Below are 16441 nucleotides of genomic sequence, written 5' to 3' on the forward strand. Positions count from 1 at the left end.
GACATATCATGACCATTTTCACCGGCACGACGGAGGCAGGCGAGCGCGTGGCCTATCGCGACGGCAAGCGCTGGCTGTGGCTGTGGATGAAGCTGTTGTTCCTGATCCCGTTTTCGGCAGGACTTCTGTATCTGGCCACCGGCAATGCGCTGGCGACGCTGATCCCGTTCCTGTGGGTGTTCGGCGCGGTGCCGCTGATCGACCGGATCATGGGCGAGGACGAGCATAACCCGCCCGAGGCGGTGGTGCCGGCGATGAGCGCCGACCGCTTCTACATGTGGGTGCCGATCGCCGCGATCCCGCTGCACTATCTCTTGTTCATCGGGGCGGCCTGGCTGGTCGCGAGCCATGACCTGCCATGGTGGTCGGTGCTGGCGATCGTGCTCGGCATCGGCACGATGAGCGGCAATGCGATCACGATCGGCCACGAGCTGGGCCACAAGCAGGAGCGGTTCTATCGGACCATGGCGAAGCTGTCGCTCGGCGTCGTCGGCTATGGTCATTTCTGTATCGAGCATAATCGCGGCCATCATGTGAAGGTGGCGACGCCGGAGGATTGCTCCTCCGCGCGGATGGGCGAGACGGTGTTCGCCTTCGCCCTGCGCGATATTCCCGGCGCGCTCAAAGGCGCTATCGCGCATGAGTCGTTACGGCTGCGAAACAGGGGAAAATCGTTCTGGCACCCAGAAAACGAGATCCTGCAAAGCTGGGCGATCACCCTGGCTGTTGCGCTGGTGCTGGTCGCGTGGCTGGGGCTCGCCGTGGTGCCGTTTATCATCGCCCACCACTTCATCGCCTGGTACGGGCTGACCCAGGTCAACTATATCGAGCATTACGGGCTCAAGCGCAGGATGCTGCCCAATGGCCGCTATGAGCCCTGCCAGCCGCACCATTCGTGGAACACCAACCACATCTTTTCCAACCTGATGCAGATCCACCTGCAGCGCCATTCCGACCACCACGCCAACCCGCAGAGGCCCTATCAGGCGCTGAGGAATTTCGAGAAACTGCCGCGCCTGCCGTCAGGCTATCCCGGCTGTCTCGGCCTCGCCAATATCCCGCCGCTGTGGTTCCGGATTATGGACAAGCGCGTGATGGCCTGGGCCGGCGGCGACCTTGACAATGTCAATATTGACCCTGCAGCCGAAGACCGGCTGCGGGCGAAATGGGGCTAGAGCAGCCTGCGTCCGGTTGGACGCAGAGGAGCTGCTTTAACACTTTGGAAGCGATCACCTTTTCTGCCTTCAAATGGTTCGATTTGAAGGCAGGTTGATCCAGCGGACTGAAGACAGCTGCGCCGCCTACGTCTCGACGCCCGTTTCCGGTTCGGCCATGGGCGGCAAGTCGATGGTGAAGACCGTGCCATTCATCGGCCGGGTGATGGTCATTTCGGCATTGATCCCATTGATCAGCGACTGGACGATCTTCGCCCCCATGGAGCCGGTATGCGGCCAATCGGAATCCTCCGGCAGGCCGTTGCCGTCATCGGATATCTGCAGGCGCAGGGCACCGGACGACAGCTTGCTGAGGCGCACGTCGACGATCCCCTGGCTCTTGCCGGTGAAGGCGTGCTGATAGCAATTGGTCAGGATCTCCGAGGCGATCAGGCCGACGCGGCCCGCCATGTCGATCCGCACGCGCACCGGCTCGATATCCATGTTGAGCTGGATCTCGTTCCGCGTCTCAAGATAGGAGATCGCCGTGGCGATGCGCGAGAGATAGGCGCCAAGCATGATATATTCGCTGGCCGGCTCTTCGGCGCGGTCGTCATGCATTTCCGAATAGAGGATCTGCAGTGCCTCGACCCGCCGCGACAGGGCCTTGTAGTCGTCCCCGGCGGTGCGTCCGCCTGAGCCGGCCTGCATGCGGATCATCGAGACGATCATCTGCAAATGATTCTTCACCCGGTGCTGGATTTCGCGCAATTGCTGGTCGACACCCTGACCTTCCGGCGCGGGCTCCTCGGTCAGCACTTTCTGGACACCGAGGAAACACAGCACCTCGCCGTTCTCGTCGCGAACCGGTTCCAGATGCAGATTGTTCCAGAACGGTTCGCCGTCGGCACGATAATTGAGCAAATTGACTGTGACCGGCTCTTCCTTCCGGATCGCCTCGCGCATCTTCCTGATGGTCGACTGGCTGGTGTCCCTGCCCTGCAGGAAGCGGCAATTGCGGCCGATCACGGCACTGGCGTTGTAGCCGGTGACCCGCTCGAAGGCGCGGTTGACGTAGACGATCGGATTGTCTTCGAGCGCCGGGTTGGTCACGACCAGGGAGAAGGGGTGAAAGTCGGTGATCAGCCCCTTCAGACGGGACTCTTCCACAGCTGACATAATGTTCTTTTCGGTCGTGCTCACGGTCGTCTTGTCCCCTGTCCTGTTGTCATGGCCGGTTGATATAGAAAGCTGATCTCAACTTGCCCAGTTTTCAACCGGTCGTCCTTAAACCTTGTTAAGTGGTCCTGACGTGCAGGCAAGCGCAGCGCCGTCGGCTATTGAGCAGTTAGGGACCGGTCGTGACCGGAATGGGGCAGTGAGGTTTCGATTTGGTAAGGTGGTACGCTACTCGCCCGCCGCCGTGGTGGTGTCCGACAGGCCATCGCCATAGAGCCGGGCGCGGCGCGCTTCCGATGCGCGCTGCTTGACGCTGTCGGTCTTCAGCTGGCCGCAGGCCGCCCCGATATCGCGCCCGCGCGGGGTGCGGATCGGCGAGGCATAACCGGCGCGGTTGACGATCTCGGCAAAGGCCTCGATCCGGCTCCAGTCGGCGCATTCATAGCCGGAGCCTTCCCACGGGTTGAAGGGAATGAGGTTGATCTTGGCCGGGATGCCCTTGAGCAGGCGGACCAGTTCGCGCGCCTCGGCGTCGGAATCATTGACGCCCTTGAGCATGACATATTCGAACGTGATGCGGCGCGCGTTGGAGACGCCGGGATAATCGCGGCACGCCTGCAGCAACTGCTCCAGCGGGTATTTTTTATTGATCGGCACCAGCTCGTTGCGCAATTCGTCATTGGTGGCATGCAGCGAGATCGCCAGCATCGCCTCGGTGCCTGTCCCCAGCTTGTGGAATTCCGGGACGATGCCGGAGGTCGACACGGTGATGCGCCGGCGCGAGATCGAGATGCCCTCGCCATCGGCGATGATCCCTATCGCATCCGAAACGTTATCGAGATTATAAAGCGGTTCGCCCATGCCCATGAAGACGATATTGGTCAGCTGGCGCTCGTCCTTCGACGATGGCCATTCGCCGATATCGTCCTTCGCGACCAGCACCTGGGCGGTGATTTCCGCCGCCGTGAGATTGCGCACCAGGCGCTGGGTGCCGGTGTGGCAGAAGGTACAGTTCAGCGTGCAGCCGACCTGGGAGGAGACGCACAACGCGCCCGCCTTGCCGACGCCGGGGATGAACACGGCCTCGGCCTCGACGCCCGGGGCAAAGCGCAGAAGATATTTGCGCGTGCCATCGGACGAGACACGGTGCTCGACGATCTCCGGCCGGGTCAGGCGGTATTTGCCGGTGAGCCCTGCGCGCAAATCCTTGGAAATATTGGTCATCTCGGCAAAGTCTTTGACGCCGTGAGTGTAGATCCACTGCCAGATCTGGGAGGCGCGCATCCTGGCTTTCTTCGGCTCGAGCGCGAAATCCTCCTCCAGCCGCGCGCGCAATTGCTCGCGGGTCAGGCCGATCAGGTTGATCTTTGCATCGGTCTTCGAGGTGAAGACCGGGGCGGAGGCATCTGCCATGGGTTTGTCTTTCGTGCCGTAACGATCGCCTCACATGGGGGCGTCAGCGTTTATCCACAATAGCCGGGAAGCGGCCGGACATACAGGAAAAAGCTCGCCGGGGAAAGGGGGGAGGCGTCAACGAATTGTTTACAGTTTCAGCAAACGTCTTATCTTTGGAAGAGGAGCGCCGGTATGACTGAACAAATGCACATCGCAAATTCTATCGCTCTTGGGAAATTGCCTTCCGATGAACTCGAAAAGCACCGCGGTGAAGTGGCCATACTTGTTGACGGTGAAATCCGTCAGTTTTGCTCAACGCTCTTGGATGCCTTGAACACGGCAAAGCACAATTTTCAAGCAGGTACATTCTCTATTATGCGGGTAGAGCCGCTACCGGTCGATTTGGGAATGCTCGATTGTGCCGACTATCCGGGGTAATTTCTTTCGTAACAATCAGCCGCTCGTCAGACTATCTGTCAGCAATGACGTGCCGCAGGCCAATGGTGAAGATTTCGGACCGGCTGCAGTAAAGCGGGTAGCGGTCAAGGCGCTGGTTGATACGGGGGCAACAACGACAGTTGTTGACAGAGCATTGGTTTCTGAATTGTCGCTACAGAGTCTGGGAGCAAAACCTGTCCTGTTTCCAAATATGGAGACCACCCAGTTTCATCCGAGCTGCTTCTGTAGTTTTTTCTTCAGTGCCACCACAAAGCAAGAGTCACCTGTCTACGAGTGGCCGGAAATTGTCGAAGCGCTCGCATTCAATCTTGCTGGCCGCGAATTCAAGGTGGTTCTCGGCATGGACATTATCAGCAAGGGCAAACTGACCCTCTTTGAGAAAACAGTCGATTTCAGCTTCTAGATCTCCCCGCGGATCTTACCCATCACATCGCGGCGGTAGAAGCTTTTCAATTCTTCATGCAGGGCGTCGTCAAGCGGGTCGAGGCTGCTGACCTTTGCATTGGCCCTGACCTGGTCAGGCGACGACGCGCCGGTGATCACGGTCGTGACCTGCGGATGATCGAGCACCCAGCGCTGGGCGGCGTCGGCCATGGAGCTCTCCTGCGGCAGGACCGGGCGCAGCTTCTCGACAAAGTCGAGGCCGGTCTCGAACGGCAGGCCGGCAAAGGTCTCGCCGACATAGAAGGCCCCGCCATCGCGGTTGAAATTGCGGTGATCGTTCTCGGCGAAGGGCTGGTCCTTGTTATACTTGCCGGCGAGCAGGCCCGAGGCGAGCGGCAGGCGCACGATGATGGCGATGCCCTTGTCGTGGGCGGCGGGCAGGATCTCGTCGGCCATGGTCTGGCGCAACATGTTGAAGATCAGCTGGAGGGAGGAAAGACCCTCTGCCTTCAACGCATGTTTCGCCTGCGAAACGGTTTCGATCGAGGCACCGAAGCGCTTGATCAGGCCCTCTGACTTGAATTGGCGCAGATGCTCGAACACCTCGCCTTTCTCCAGTTCGCCCTCGCCGATGCAGTGCAGCTGGACGAGGTCGAGGCTGTCGGTCTTGAGGTGGGTCAGGCAGTCCTCGATATGGGCGCGCATCATTTCTTTCTCGAAGGTGCCGGGAAAGCCCGCTTCCGGGCGGCGGCCGATTTTCGTGGCGATGAAAAGATCGTCCCTGTGCCCGCGCTGGTCGAGGAAGCGCCCGATCAGGCTTTCGGACCGGCCCATGCCATAGACATCGGCGGTGTCGATGAAGCTGATGCCGGCATCGACGGCGGTGTGCAGGATATCGAGCGCGTCATCCTCAGACACATCCCCCCAGTCGGCGCCGCCGAGCTGCCAGCAGCCAAGGCCGATTTCCGATACGGCCGGACCGTCTGTGCCGAACAATCTGTTTTTCATGGGTCGTCTCCTTTTTGCCGCGCCATGATGAATATGGATCCTGTCCGTGGAGATCAAATTTTTATGTCGGTTACAGGAAAATGTTGTCGAGGCGCGCTTTTCCATTTTATGGTTAACGAACAACAAGGGGTACGGGGTTGTGCCGGGCGATGTTTCTTTCAAGGAAAAGGCCTTGAACCAGGGGGCTTTTCACAAGGGGTTCGGTGTCTTTGACAGGCTCGGCGGCGAGGATTACCTGCCGGACGCGCCTGTCTTCACCAATGAAGAGACGCTTGATCAAAACATCAAGAGCATCGAAGCCCGCGGCGGCGTCGCTGAGGACCCGAAGATAGACTTCTACTGGCAGTACCATATTCCTTTCCGCACCAAGTTGCGCTCGATCCTTGCCGTGGACAAGCCGATCACCGACAAGATCACGGGTGTCAAAAGACTCATCGAGCGTAACCAGCGCGCTTACGTCTTGCTGCGCCGGGTGACCTTGTTCCTGTTCCTGCTGCTTGCCGTTCTTGCGGCACCGGCCGGTATCAAGAGCGACAAGGCGCTGCTGGCGTGCTGCCAGTCGATGCTGGACGGGGCCTATGCAGCGGCAGGGCCGGCGAGCCCGGCCATGACATGGTTCCTGTTCGTCGCCGCGCTCTTTGTCGTGTCATTCGTCTGCAACAGGATCATAAAAAGCTTTTACGACAACAGCGTCGAGCAAACGGCAAATACCCTTGCCAACCACCTTCAGTCCTATACCAACCATCTTTATACTGAAGGCTTCAAGAAGGCCATGGACGCGATCGACAAGGAAGAGGCCATCTATTCCGATGACAATGTGAAGGATTCAGGCCCCAGCCGGGCGGAGAAATGGGCCCGCATCGCCTATTGGCACGGCAAGCGGCTCGAATGGATATCCCGTTATGCCCATATCGAGATCTGGGCGACGCAGCGAACCCTGCGCGCGATGGATCATGTCTCGCGCGCGCTGACGGCGCTGATCTTCGTCATTTTCGCAATCGCCTTCCTGCCCGTCACAGACCGTGCCGCGACGGATGTCCTGTCGATGATGGCCCTCGCCCTGCTCGGCCTGCTGGTGTGGTATGGCTGGGACAATGTCGGCAAGGAAGACACGGACCCCCTGAAGCGGACGCATATGGGCGAGGCGCAACAGAAATGGCGTCAGGATGCCGGGATTGCCGAGAATTTCGCCGAGCAAGTGCACAAGGACAAGGCCAAGATCCTGGATTACAAGCGCCCGCGCCTGCGCAAGAGTACCGACCAGTGAGCGCCCCGGGGCGCCAAATGCCGACAGGAGGAAGGCAGTTTGCCGGATTGCGCGCCATCAGCATGCGCCCCGACAGCGCGGATCTCGCTGCCGGCTCCGGAAAGGACGGGACCGTGGCGGCGATGGCGCCGGACGATTCTCTTTGTCAGCTCCGGCGTCATGAGGCGGTCGGTGACCGGGCCAGGATCGAAATTCCGTACCCGAAGCGTTCGCCGGAAGATATCTATTCGCCCTATTCGATGGTACGGGGCATCACCTCCCGCCATACACGCGATCTTATTCTCTACCTGGTGAGTATCATCGCCGGGGTATATTCACTTCTGTTCTTTGTCGGGAGTTTCGGCAATCTGCTGAATGAGGAGATCCTGTTTGGCCCGACGGCCCTCGTGCCGTTCGGCGCTGCGTTTCTGGCCGGTATCGGGACGGTCTACCAGATTGGCAAGAGGCGGTTCGCCACCGTCGATCTTTTCAGCAGCGAGATCACCGCACGGGTGCGGATCAGCGCCTCTGACGGCTTCATCGAGAAGCTGATATCGCAATTTGACCATGCGGGGTTCCGGGAGGCCGAAGACCGGCATCACCGCCAAGCCATTTCAATCGAGCCGAGCGGCGAGTTGACCTTCGAATTGTTCCACCGTCATTATGAACAGCTCGGCTCACTGACGCCGCCGATCGTCGATTATGTCTGCGACTATTATAATTACGTGATGTCGGTGCGCGACGAGATCCGCGACCTGCAGCACATGCTGACCGATCCGGGGGTCACCGTGAGCGAACGCCGTCACCAGGTCATGAATGTCCTTTTCTTCATCGATATCGCCATGTTCAGCGCCTATCGCGCGCTCGATGCCCTGATCGAGAAAGACATCAACAAGTGGCATGCCTGGCAACTATCCTGCTATGTCGGGGTTGTGGCGAACAACTTCGTACGCGAAGTGATGCCGGCGGACGATCCGCGCTACAGCGAAGTCCAGCACCGCGCCGCGCGGTATCGCGACACCGTGAAACAACTCAACAGGAATTTAAAACGCCATCATGCCAGGCTCGGGCTGAAGCGCGGCGAGATGTTCTTCTGATCGTGGCGGCCGCGTGTCCGCGGCGAGCGGCCAACCAGGCCACTACCCAAGCCATTACCGATGTGATCGGGGACCCGGTGGGAGCGCCGAAATGAAAAAGAGCGGGGTGCTTGCGCGGCCCCGCCCGGTTCTCCCCTCGATATCGCCCCGTCCGGTCCCGTTCCGGATGGCGAGGCAGAAATCAGGTCCCGCTCTCGCCGTCCGTGTCGCCATAGTCGCGATCGAGCTCGTCATAGGAGCCGGGACCGTAGACCCTTGTGCCGGTGCGCCCGTCATCGTCATCCTTGTCGATGATGATGACGCAGGCCGAGGCCATGGTGGCGAGGGTGACGAGGCCAGTCGCGGCGAGGGTTTTCAGCATCAGTCTTCTCATGCAGCCTCATCAGCAGGCGCGACCTGCTCATAGCGCGACTCGTTCCAGTCATTGTCGTCATCATCCTCGTCGACGATGATGATGCAGGCCGACAGGGCCATGGCGGCGGCCAGCATCAGGCCTGTCATCTTGAAGGCGGTGGTCAGGTTTGAAGGCATGGTGGTCACTCCTCGGTTTGCCCCTACGATTGGAAATCAGCTGTCGTCAAAACTCAATATGTCGCCGGGCTGGCAGTCCAGCTCCTTGCAGATCGCCTCCAGCGTCGAGAAGCGGATCGCCTTGGCCTTGCCCGTCTTGAGGATGGACAGGTTAGCGATGGTCACGCCGACCCGCTCGGAGAGCTCGGTCAGTGACATGCCCCGCTCCAGCAGGATCCTGTCCAGTTTTACGTTAATGGCCATGCTTTAAACCGTGAACTCCTGCTCTTCCTGCAGTCTCGCGCCCTCACGGAATACTTCGGCCAGCACCAGGGCGACAGCCGCCCCGAGCCAGTTTGTCAGGTCGATCGAGAGCCCGCCGCCATCGCCATATTCGACGCCGAACAGCACCGCCCAGAGAAAGGCGACCGGCACGATGGCGAGCTTGGCAAGCTCCGCGAAAAAGATGACCTTGGCGATGCGCTTGAAGCGGTCGGCATTTTCCGCCTCGAACGGGGTGCCGGCACTGATGGTGCGCAGCACTTCCATCAATCGGGAGGAAACGACCACGAACATGGTCGCCGTGATGAAGGCCATGGTTATTTCGACGAACTCCCCCATGGTATAGTCCGCGTCTGAATCGCCGCGGAAACCATCGAAGAGGCCGTCGAAAAAACCGCCCACGGGGACGGCAATGAACATGAACAGGACAACCACGCCGGTCACGAGCATGGTGATCAGCGAGATGATAAAGACGATCAGCAGGATAACCGATAGAATGCCTGCGACCTTGTTTTTCTTTGTCATTTCGTAAATCCCGCTAGAATAGAAGAAACAGGGTGGCCCCGTAGAGGGCGTGGGTTAAGTGGCGGCCACCCTGTTCTCGCTGGTCACCCTGTTACAGGGTGACCGGCATCCCTGACAACGCGCCGAAATAACCGGCCGATACCAGGAAAACGATGGTCAGTGTGGCAAGGACGTTGACAAATCCGCCAATAGACCCGAATTTAGGTGAACGTTTGTAAGGCATGTGACTTCTCCTTTGTCTTCAGCAAGCGTTTGACTTTGACTTTACTCGGTGGCGGCTGGTTCATTCCGGTCGCCCTTTTTTTGACTTTGAAAGGACTGTTTTTGTTTTTCGTCCCTTATTGATATTCAATATAACCATATCGAAAAACGATGCAACAGGTTTTTATCGAAAAACAACGAATATTTTGTGTTTTTCGATATCGTCGCAATTAAGGTACTGAAATGGCTAGGAAATTTTCTGACGAAAAATTGGTCCTCGCGAGCCACAACCAGGGCAAGCTGGCCGAATTTGCGCATCTTTTCCGGCCCCACGGCATCGAGATTCTGTCCGCCGGGGAGTTGGGGTTGCCCGAGCCCGAAGAGACCGGGGCGACCTTCGAGGACAATGCGATCCTGAAGGCGCTCGCGGCGGCAAAGGCGGCCAACATGCCGGCGCTGGCCGATGATTCGGGCCTCGCCGCAGCGGCCCTGAACGGGGCGCCGGGCGTCCATTCGGCGCGCTGGGCCGGGCCGGAAAGGGATTTCACCGCCGCGATGCAGCGCCTCGAGGACGAGCTGATCGCTGCCGGCAATCATGACCGCTCGGCCGCCTTCGTCTGCGTTCTCGCGCTGGCCTGGCCCGACGGCCATGTCGAGACCGTGCGCGGCGAGGCCAAGGGCCGCCTCGTCTGGCCGCCGCGCGGCGAGGGCGGGTTCGGCTATGACCCGGTGTTCATGCCGGTCGGGCGGACCAAGACCTTCGCCGAGATGAAGCCGGAGGACAAAAAGGAAATCTCGCACCGGGCGGAGGCATTCGAGCGGCTGGTCAAGACCTGTATCGCGAGCGCGTGAGCGGCGCCCCTTCACTCGGGATGGGCAGGACCGGCCTCTATATCCACTGGCCGTTCTGCACCCGCATCTGCCCCTATTGCGACTTCAATGTCTACAGGGACCGCGGTGCTGACGCGGCCCTCTGGCGTGAGGCATTGCTCGGCGACCTCGCCTGGTGGCGGGAGAAGGCGGGTATCAGCGCCTATAGCAGCGTCTATTTCGGCGGCGGCACCCCGTCGCTGATGGCACCATCGCTGGCGCGGGCGGTGATCGAGGCGGCAAAGCCTGTCCCGGGCGCGGAAGTGACGCTTGAGGCGAACCCGACCGATGCCGAGCGCGAGCGCTTCTCGGACTTCGCCGCCGCCGGGGTCAACCGCCTGTCGCTGGGCGTGCAATCCCTCCGCGATAAGGTACTGACATTTCTCGGGCGCAATCATTCCGTATCAGAGACGATCGAGGCGCTGGAGGTCGCACGGGGCGTGTTCGAGCGGCTGACCTTCGATCTCATCTATGCCCGGCCCGGCCAGAGCCTCGATGACTGGCGGGGGGAGCTGAGCGAGGCGCTGGCGCTGGCGAAGGGGCATCTGTCGCTGTACCAGCTGACGATCGAGCCGGGCACCGCCTTCGATCGGGCCGTGGCGCGCGGCGACTGGGCCCCCGCCGGCGAGGACATGACGGCGGCCCAGTACGATCTGGCGCAGCAAATGTGCACCGACGCCGGGCTGTTGCCCTATGAAGTCTCCAACAATGCCGCGCCGGGGCACGAGGCGCAGCACAATCTGCTCTACTGGCGCTATCAGGCCTATGTTGGCATCGGTCCCGGCGCCCATGGACGGGTACGGATCGGCGGCCAGCTCTACGAGACGGTCGCGCTGGCGAACCCGAAGGACTATCTCGCCGCGACGCCGGTCGAGCGCTTTGCCCTGACGCCGCTTTCCGGCCCGGACCAGGCGGTGGAGATGCTGTCCATGGGCCTGCGCCTCAGTGAAGGGGTGAGCCTGTCGCGCTACGAGGCGCTGGCAGGCGCGCCGCTGCAGGCGCAAACGCTCGACTATCTCGCCGGTGACGGGCTGGTTCTCGTTGATGGCGACCAGCTCCGGCTGACCGCCGATGGCCGCCGGGTGCTCAATGGCGTCCTGCTCGACCTGACCCGCTAGCACCGCAGCCTGCCGGGGCCGTGAAAAGCGAGGGCGTTGCACAACGCGCCGGTTGCGACAATACTCAGCGCAAGGGCAAAAGGGGGAGCGATGATTTCGTGGATATTCTACAGGCGGCGGCGGCACTGATGGCGGCGGTTCTGCCGGGATTGCCCGGCGCGGGTACGGGCGCCAACATGGTTGACAGCGGCGCGGACGGCGTGCGCGCGGCACGGGCAGCGTTCAACACGGCGATTGCGGGCGGCGATGCCGGTGCCATCGCTCAGATCCTTGCCGAAGAAACGGTGCTGGTCGCCGGCACGAATAGCGCCGTCATCGCGGGCCGCGCCGAACAGGTCGCTGTCTGGACGGCCGATTTCGCCGATCCCGGCCGTCTCGTCTATGTCCGCAAGACCGACAAGGTGATGCTCTCCCCGCTCTATCCGATGGCGATGGAGACCGGCACCTGGCGCGGCGCGCCGGCAGGCAATGACACCGACTGGGTCGGCGGCGCCTATTCGGCCAAATGGCGGCTGATTGACGGGCGCTGGCGCATCGAGGCCGAGACCTACATGACCACGGGCTGCGGCGGCGCCCTGTGTGATGACTGATCGGCAGGGGATCAAAAGAGGGCGTACTGCATGGCAATAGGGCGGCCGGAGCAGGCCGGAGAGGGAGAGGTCAGGATGTCTCAGGAATCAGAACGGGGTGAGCGGTTCTTTCTATATTTCCCGTGGCTCATTCTAGTCACGGTGATTGCGAGTTTCGGTGCCAAGGCCGTGTTCGACGCGGATGGCCTGCCGCCGCTGACGCCATTGCATCATTTCCATGCGGTGGCGATGCTGGCGTGGTTTTTCCTGTTTGCGCTGCAGCCAACGCTGATTCACAGCGGCAGGGTCAGCCTCCATCGCCGGCTGGGGCAGTTCAGCCCCCTGATCGTTCTGGCCTTTATCGGGTTTGCCATCCCGATATCGCTGTTGAACTGGGGGCGGATGGGCGACCCGCTGATCATCACGGCGAACGGCGTCAACCTGACCCTTTTCCTTGGCCTGTATATCAGTGCGATCGTCTATCGGCGCAGGGCCGATACCCACAAGCGCCTGATGACCTATGCGACGCTGACGCTGATGGGACCAGCCTTTGGCAGGATACCGGAAATCTTCGACCAGAGCCCGGTGCTCGCCGTGCCATTCGTCTTCGGCTACATGCTTGCACCATTGGTGCGCGATCTGATCGTGCGACGCAGCATCCACCCGGCGACGGGGATCGGCTTCGCCATCCTCTTTGCGGCCATACCGGTCATCCTCGGCCTGTCCGGGATGGAAGGCTGGGCAAGCTTCCTCACAAGCGTCCTCGGCCCGCCCGCGGGAGGCGTATAGATGCTCCTGAGGCGGATGATATCCCACGTCAAGACGCAGAACTGGCTGGCAGTCTTTCTCGACTTCGTGATCGTCGTCGTCGGTGTGTTCATCGGTATTCAGGTCTCGAACTGGAACGAGGCGCGGGCGGACCGCTCTGAGGAGGTCGGCTATCTGCTGGCGCTCACGGACGATGTCCGGCTATCGCTGGCCAGTCTTGAGAGCATGAACGGGCTTTTGGCCAGTCAGCAATCTGCGCTTGAGGCGCTTTATGACGTTCATCGTGGTCAATCCGACCCGGACCCCGAAGAGATGGCGGGCCTGATCGCGGACGGTCTGTTCTTTCTGTCCGCGCTGCGCGTGAACGAGACCACATTCGACACGCTTGTCGGCTCGGGCCGGCTCAATCTGATTGGCGATTCTGACCTTGTGGCCGCCCTCCAGGCGCTCGACAGCGCCTATGACGCGACGCGGGTCAGCATCGATAACGAGTATCAGGTCACCTATCGGTTTTCCGATCCGTTATTGATCGAGTTCGTGGATATGGGGCCGACCTTCCTGCCGCAACACAATCGGGACTCGATACCCTGGCTGCGGCCGGGCGAGCCGCTGACGATGGATGCGTCCCTTCTCACCGATCGCCGGTTTGGAAACGCCGTGCTTTACCGCGCCTATTTCAGCAGGCAGGTCAAAGGCCATGTGGAATCGCTGATCGCCGACCTGCAGGCGATAGACCGGCGCGTTCGTGAACGTCTTGATGACCTCGGATACGCCCCATGATCCTGCGCCGCCTCGCCAGCGCCATTCGCCGTCAGGACTGGTTCACCGTCGCGGTGGAAACGCTGATCGTCGTTTTCGGTGTGTTCATCGGTCTGCAGGTGAATAACTGGAATGACGCCAGAATGCTGCGCAGCGAGGCCGACGGGCTTGTGTTGCGGCTGCAGGTCGAGGCGGCGGATGTGCGCGCCGACATGGCGGCCTATCATGCGCTGAATGATGATATATTGCGCGACGCGCGGCGTCTGGCCGTCCGCCTCGACGGCGGTGCGGCCTGTCTTGCCATGGACGACGAGATGAAGACGCTGCTGCTGAGCGTCGGGGATTTTCCGCCGCCGCGCTTCTCCCTGTCATCGGCCAATGAGGCGCTTGAAACCGGGCGCCTGTCGCTGGTCGCGTCTGGCCGGATCCGTGATGGTGTTCGCGACATCGCCGACCAGATGGCGTTCCTGGAGCGGCAATGGCAGCGCTATATCCGGATCAAGCAGGATACGGAGCAGGTTGTCTACGCAGCGGCCGGGCTCGGTCTGACCAGCGAGCGGGATCTCGAGGCGCAGCCGGGCTCGACCACCTGGGCCGGCACCGATCAATACCGGATGGCGACGCCCGAGCGCCTGTGCGGCAATACCGAAGTCATCGCCCTGGTCACAAATGTGGCGGTCACCCAGCATATCTATACCGCCTATGTCAGGCAGACCGAGGCCAGCCTCGAGGCCTATGCTGCGATTCTTGCCGGCGGAGAGGTGCAGTAAGGCTGCTGCGCAGGCTGACGCGATCTTCAGTGCCGGCGCGCCTCTGGCGCGAAGCCCATCTCAAGGTGGAGGTGTCCGTCTGGCCCCTACGGTCGCGCCGCGCCGGGGCATCGCCGCTACAGGTCTGCCGTGCGGAAGGAGTGGACCCGGCCATGGGTGTCCATGACGATGATCCATTCGCCGTCCTCGGAGATGTCGGCCGTCAGCGGCCGGGCGTCGTCGATCCGGTCATAGCCGAGCGGCAGGGTCGCGACCGGGTCGCCGGTCTCGACTTCCTCGACCACGAGGGTGCAGACACCCGAGCGCCAGCCGGACGGGGCGCCGATCACCGGTTCGCCCGGAATGCGGCGCTCCGGCTCGAAACAGTCAACGCGCGTATCATAGACCGGGTCGGTTTTCGTCGCGGACATGCAGCGCCGGTCGCTACGCTCGCCGGTCTCAAGGGAATAGACCGCGCAACTGTTGCCGGTGCCGCCTGCCGCCGGCGAGGCGATGGAGATCCAGGATCCTTCGAAGACCGGGGTAATCGCGCAGGTGCTGACATGGCCGTTGCGCGGCATCCAAGGGATCTCGTCATTCAGCGTCTGGAACTCGGTATAACAGAACGGTCCGCCATCCATGGTCGCGGTGGCCTTCGCCAGCGTCCCGGCAGGCAGGTCATAGGTGTTGGTGCTGGTCGTCGCGGTCATGGCGCAGGCCGAGAGTGACGCGGCGACAGCGGCGCCCGAGCTAATCCGCAGGATACGTCGCATGAGCCTCGGTTCTGCCATGGCCTCAATACCCCTCAAGCATGGATGTCTGGGTGACGAAACTCGTCGGCGCCGGGTCGATGACGCGGATGCCGCCGCCATTGATCTGGAGGATGGCGAGGCCACGCTCGACACGGCCGTCGAGGGTCAGCCGGAACAGGCCGTCAGCGCCGAGATAGCCGTTCGGATCGGCGATATTCTCGGCCGAATACCGGTTGCCCGTCGGCAGGCCGGCGAGGCTCGCTGTCAGCAGGGCCGCGTCATAGGCAAGCGAGGCAAGGCGTGGCGGCTCGGAACCATAGACGCTGGCATAGCGCTTGTTGAAGGCTTCCGACTGGGCCGGGTCCGGCGCGGCGAACCAACCGCCGGACAGGGCCGGTTCCCGGGTTAGCTGCGGGTTGTTCCAGGACGAAACGCCGAGCACCTTGATACAGCGCACATTCACATCGTAATAGGGCAGGAGCGGCGCAAGCGCCCGCAAATTTGTGCCTTGTTCCGGCATCAAAACGGCCTGGAATCCGGAGCCCGACGTGCCGGTCGGATTGCCCGCCATGTCCAGTTCGTTTCGGGCGGACACGTCGGTGCAGCTGCCGGCATATTGGGCGAGGCGCTTGGCTGGCTGCATCATCGCATCGGGCGAGGGCTCGTATTGTTCCTCATGGACGACGACACCGCCGCGCACGAAGGTTTCCTCATAGAAGGAATTGCGCACGCGCTGGCCGTATTCGGTCTGCGGCGACAAGAGGCCAAAGCGGGTATAGCCCTGCTTGATGGCGTAATCGGTGACGCGCGCCACTTCCATCTCGGGCGGGAAGGACAGCAGATAGACGCCATTGCCGGCGATCTGGGTGTCCGACGAGAACGCGATCATCGGCACGCCGGCGCGGCGGGTGACTTCGGCTGCGGCCTCGACGGAAGAGGAGAGCAGCGGGCCGAGCACGATTTCCGCGCCTTCGCGCAGCGCTTCCTCGGCCTTGGCGCGGGCGCCCTCGGGCGTGCCGCCGGTATCCTTGGGGATCAGCAGGAAGCGCTCGTTCTGCGCTTCGAAGGCGGCCATCTGCGCGGCGTTCGACATCGCTTCGGCAATGGCCCGGACATTCTCCGAGGAGCCGGACATCGGCAGGAGCAGGGCGACGCGCACCGGCTCCCTGTCGCCGAGCTGCTCGGTAGTGACATAGTCTTCCGGGTCGTAGGGCTCGAATTCCGGTTCTTCCTCGACCGGCTCCTGCGGTTCCGGCTGGGCGATGACCGGCGGCTGCGGCTGCGGCCGGTTGACCGGCGGTGTCGTCTCGCACCCGGCGAGGAACAGGCTGGCACCCAGCAGGCTGAACAGGGAAATCTTCAGGAAATTGGTCATGTCGGTCTTGCCCTCTCGTCGCCCTGGCACGCCGCATGGCC

The 16441-nt window shown here is 61.7% G+C and carries 21 protein-coding genes; 11 read left to right on the top strand and 10 right to left on the bottom strand.

The genetic code is table 11. The features are described 5' to 3' along the window. Window positions 1–8: 8 nt before the first annotated feature. The gene (locus IEV88_RS12635; protein WP_188158101.1) at window positions 9–1175 is read left to right on the top strand and encodes an alkane 1-monooxygenase; all 1167 of its coding nucleotides are present in this window, start codon (window positions 9–11) and stop codon (window positions 1173–1175) included. Between the two features lie 126 nt (window positions 1176–1301). On the opposite strand, the gene IEV88_RS12640 is transcribed toward IEV88_RS12635, so the two are convergent. Next, a complete protein-coding gene (locus IEV88_RS12640; RefSeq protein WP_188158100.1) occupies window positions 1302–2357 on the bottom strand; it encodes a PAS domain-containing protein in 1056 nt (351 codons plus the stop codon). A gap of 204 nt (window positions 2358–2561) precedes the next feature. After that, the gene (gene rlmN / locus IEV88_RS12645) at window positions 2562–3746 is read right to left on the bottom strand and encodes a dual-specificity RNA methyltransferase RlmN (RefSeq protein ID WP_188158099.1); all 1185 of its coding nucleotides are present in this window, start codon (window positions 3744–3746) and stop codon (window positions 2562–2564) included. Between the two features lie 174 nt (window positions 3747–3920). On the opposite strand from rlmN, the gene IEV88_RS12650 reads away from it, so the two are divergent. Together IEV88_RS12650 and IEV88_RS12655 are read left to right on the top strand one after the other, a co-directional pair. Continuing rightward, window positions 3921–4166, top strand: coding sequence for a hypothetical protein (locus IEV88_RS12650; RefSeq protein WP_188158098.1), 246 nt, complete (start codon window positions 3921–3923; stop codon window positions 4164–4166). Beyond that, entirely contained in the window at window positions 4147–4590 is a 444-nt protein-coding gene (locus IEV88_RS12655; RefSeq protein WP_188158097.1) for a pepsin/retropepsin-like aspartic protease family protein, read from the top strand. Before IEV88_RS12650 ends, IEV88_RS12655 begins: the two co-directional genes overlap by 20 nt. Here IEV88_RS12655 and IEV88_RS12660 read toward each other — a convergent pair. Further along, window positions 4587–5579: an aldo/keto reductase gene (locus tag IEV88_RS12660; RefSeq protein ID WP_188158096.1), complete on the bottom strand. Its 993-nt coding sequence runs from the start codon at window positions 5577–5579 to the stop codon at window positions 4587–4589. The two genes, IEV88_RS12655 and IEV88_RS12660, sit on opposite strands and share 4 nt — an antisense overlap. Window positions 5580–5751: 172 nt before the next feature. Here IEV88_RS12660 and IEV88_RS12665 point away from each other — a divergent pair, with 172 nt between their 5' ends. Beyond that, window positions 5752–6846, top strand: a complete 1095-nt coding sequence (locus IEV88_RS12665) for a hypothetical protein (RefSeq protein WP_188158095.1) — start codon at window positions 5752–5754, stop codon at window positions 6844–6846. Window positions 6847–6863: 17 nt separating this feature from the next. Beyond that, the gene (locus tag IEV88_RS12670) at window positions 6864–7922 is read left to right on the top strand and encodes a hypothetical protein (protein ID WP_188158094.1); all 1059 of its coding nucleotides are present in this window, start codon (window positions 6864–6866) and stop codon (window positions 7920–7922) included. A 181-nt stretch (window positions 7923–8103) separates the two neighbouring features. Here IEV88_RS12670 and IEV88_RS12675 read toward each other — a convergent pair whose 3' ends face one another. The 5 genes from IEV88_RS12675 to IEV88_RS15330 form a co-directional block, all read right to left on the bottom strand. After that, a complete protein-coding gene (locus IEV88_RS12675) occupies window positions 8104–8295 on the bottom strand; it encodes a hypothetical protein (protein WP_188158093.1) in 192 nt (63 codons plus the stop codon). Further along, window positions 8292–8453 carry a hypothetical protein gene (locus IEV88_RS12680; RefSeq protein ID WP_188158092.1) on the bottom strand — a complete coding sequence of 54 codons (162 nt, stop codon included), beginning with the start codon at window positions 8451–8453 and terminating at the stop codon, window positions 8292–8294. Before IEV88_RS12680 ends, IEV88_RS12675 begins: the two co-directional genes overlap by 4 nt. 36 nt (window positions 8454–8489) lie before the next feature. After that, complete coding sequence (locus tag IEV88_RS12685) at window positions 8490–8696, bottom strand: helix-turn-helix domain-containing protein (RefSeq protein WP_188158091.1); 207 nt, start codon at window positions 8694–8696, stop codon at window positions 8490–8492. Between the two features lie 3 nt (window positions 8697–8699). Beyond that, window positions 8700–9239, bottom strand: a complete 540-nt coding sequence (locus IEV88_RS12690; protein ID WP_188158090.1) for a DUF2975 domain-containing protein — start codon at window positions 9237–9239, stop codon at window positions 8700–8702. 91 nt (window positions 9240–9330) lie between these two features. After that, window positions 9331–9462, bottom strand: coding sequence for a hypothetical protein (locus IEV88_RS15330; RefSeq protein WP_268235733.1), 132 nt, complete (start codon window positions 9460–9462; stop codon window positions 9331–9333). A gap of 221 nt (window positions 9463–9683) precedes the next feature. Between IEV88_RS15330 and rdgB the strand changes: the two genes are divergently transcribed. The 6 genes from rdgB to IEV88_RS12720 all read left to right on the top strand — a co-directional run bounded on the left by rdgB (window position 9684) and on the right by IEV88_RS12720 (window position 14294). Beyond that, on the top strand, window positions 9684–10292 hold the full coding sequence (rdgB, locus tag IEV88_RS12695) for an RdgB/HAM1 family non-canonical purine NTP pyrophosphatase (RefSeq protein WP_188158089.1): 609 nt from the start codon (window positions 9684–9686) through the stop codon (window positions 10290–10292). Then, window positions 10289–11428, top strand: a complete 1140-nt coding sequence (gene hemW, locus IEV88_RS12700; RefSeq protein ID WP_229731474.1) for a radical SAM family heme chaperone HemW — start codon at window positions 10289–10291, stop codon at window positions 11426–11428. The genes rdgB and hemW overlap by 4 nt, the downstream gene beginning before the upstream one ends. 98 nt (window positions 11429–11526) lie before the next feature. Continuing rightward, on the top strand, window positions 11527–12018 hold the full coding sequence (locus IEV88_RS12705; protein ID WP_206711171.1) for a nuclear transport factor 2 family protein: 492 nt from the start codon (window positions 11527–11529) through the stop codon (window positions 12016–12018). 75 nt (window positions 12019–12093) lie between these two features. Beyond that, complete coding sequence (locus IEV88_RS12710) at window positions 12094–12786, top strand: hypothetical protein (protein WP_188158087.1); 693 nt, start codon at window positions 12094–12096, stop codon at window positions 12784–12786. Then, window positions 12787–13545, top strand: coding sequence for a DUF6090 family protein (locus IEV88_RS12715; protein ID WP_188158086.1), 759 nt, complete (start codon window positions 12787–12789; stop codon window positions 13543–13545). It begins immediately after the preceding gene. Then, window positions 13542–14294 carry a hypothetical protein gene (locus IEV88_RS12720; RefSeq protein ID WP_188158085.1) on the top strand — a complete coding sequence of 251 codons (753 nt, stop codon included), beginning with the start codon at window positions 13542–13544 and terminating at the stop codon, window positions 14292–14294. The genes IEV88_RS12715 and IEV88_RS12720 overlap by 4 nt, the downstream gene beginning before the upstream one ends. Before the next feature lie 116 nt (window positions 14295–14410). Here IEV88_RS12720 and IEV88_RS12725 read toward each other — a convergent pair whose 3' ends face one another. Beyond that, entirely contained in the window at window positions 14411–15046 is a 636-nt protein-coding gene (locus IEV88_RS12725; protein ID WP_188481227.1) for a hypothetical protein, read from the bottom strand. A 22-nt stretch (window positions 15047–15068) separates the two neighbouring features. Further along, window positions 15069–16400, bottom strand: coding sequence for a penicillin-binding protein activator (locus IEV88_RS12730; protein ID WP_188158083.1), 1332 nt, complete (start codon window positions 16398–16400; stop codon window positions 15069–15071). Window positions 16401–16441 lie beyond the last annotated feature (41 nt).

Origin of the sequence: Aquisalinus flavus, assembly GCF_014640095.1 — a bacterium.
In the GTDB taxonomy this organism is placed as follows: domain Bacteria; phylum Pseudomonadota; class Alphaproteobacteria; order Caulobacterales; family Parvularculaceae; genus Aquisalinus; species Aquisalinus flavus.

Bases quoted from the DNA above. Each gene is read 5' to 3' on its own strand.
- rlmN (WP_188158099.1), bottom strand. From the start codon at position 3,746: ATGGCAGATGCCTCCGCCCCGGTCTTCACCTCGAAGACCGATGCAAAG.
- IEV88_RS12670 (WP_188158094.1), top strand. From the start codon at position 6,864: ATGCCGACAGGAGGAAGGCAGTTTGCCGGATTGCGCGCCATCAGCATG.
- rdgB (WP_188158089.1), top strand. From the start codon at position 9,684: ATGGCTAGGAAATTTTCTGACGAAAAATTGGTCCTCGCGAGCCACAAC.
- IEV88_RS12690 (WP_188158090.1), bottom strand. From the start codon at position 9,239: ATGACAAAGAAAAACAAGGTCGCAGGCATTCTATCGGTTATCCTGCTG.
- IEV88_RS12710 (WP_188158087.1), top strand. From the start codon at position 12,094: ATGTCTCAGGAATCAGAACGGGGTGAGCGGTTCTTTCTATATTTCCCG.
- IEV88_RS12635 (WP_188158101.1), top strand. From the start codon at position 9: ATGACCATTTTCACCGGCACGACGGAGGCAGGCGAGCGCGTGGCCTAT.
- IEV88_RS12680 (WP_188158092.1), bottom strand. From the start codon at position 8,453: ATGCCTTCAAACCTGACCACCGCCTTCAAGATGACAGGCCTGATGCTG.
- IEV88_RS12725 (WP_188481227.1), bottom strand. From the start codon at position 15,046: ATGCGACGTATCCTGCGGATTAGCTCGGGCGCCGCTGTCGCCGCGTCA.
- IEV88_RS12730 (WP_188158083.1), bottom strand. From the start codon at position 16,400: ATGACCAATTTCCTGAAGATTTCCCTGTTCAGCCTGCTGGGTGCCAGC.
- IEV88_RS12685 (WP_188158091.1), bottom strand. From the start codon at position 8,696: ATGGCCATTAACGTAAAACTGGACAGGATCCTGCTGGAGCGGGGCATG.
- IEV88_RS12715 (WP_188158086.1), top strand. From the start codon at position 12,787: ATGCTCCTGAGGCGGATGATATCCCACGTCAAGACGCAGAACTGGCTG.
- IEV88_RS12660 (WP_188158096.1), bottom strand. From the start codon at position 5,579: ATGAAAAACAGATTGTTCGGCACAGACGGTCCGGCCGTATCGGAAATC.
- IEV88_RS15330 (WP_268235733.1), bottom strand. From the start codon at position 9,462: ATGCCTTACAAACGTTCACCTAAATTCGGGTCTATTGGCGGATTTGTC.
- IEV88_RS12675 (WP_188158093.1), bottom strand. From the start codon at position 8,295: ATGAGAAGACTGATGCTGAAAACCCTCGCCGCGACTGGCCTCGTCACC.
- IEV88_RS12720 (WP_188158085.1), top strand. From the start codon at position 13,542: ATGATCCTGCGCCGCCTCGCCAGCGCCATTCGCCGTCAGGACTGGTTC.
- IEV88_RS12650 (WP_188158098.1), top strand. From the start codon at position 3,921: ATGACTGAACAAATGCACATCGCAAATTCTATCGCTCTTGGGAAATTG.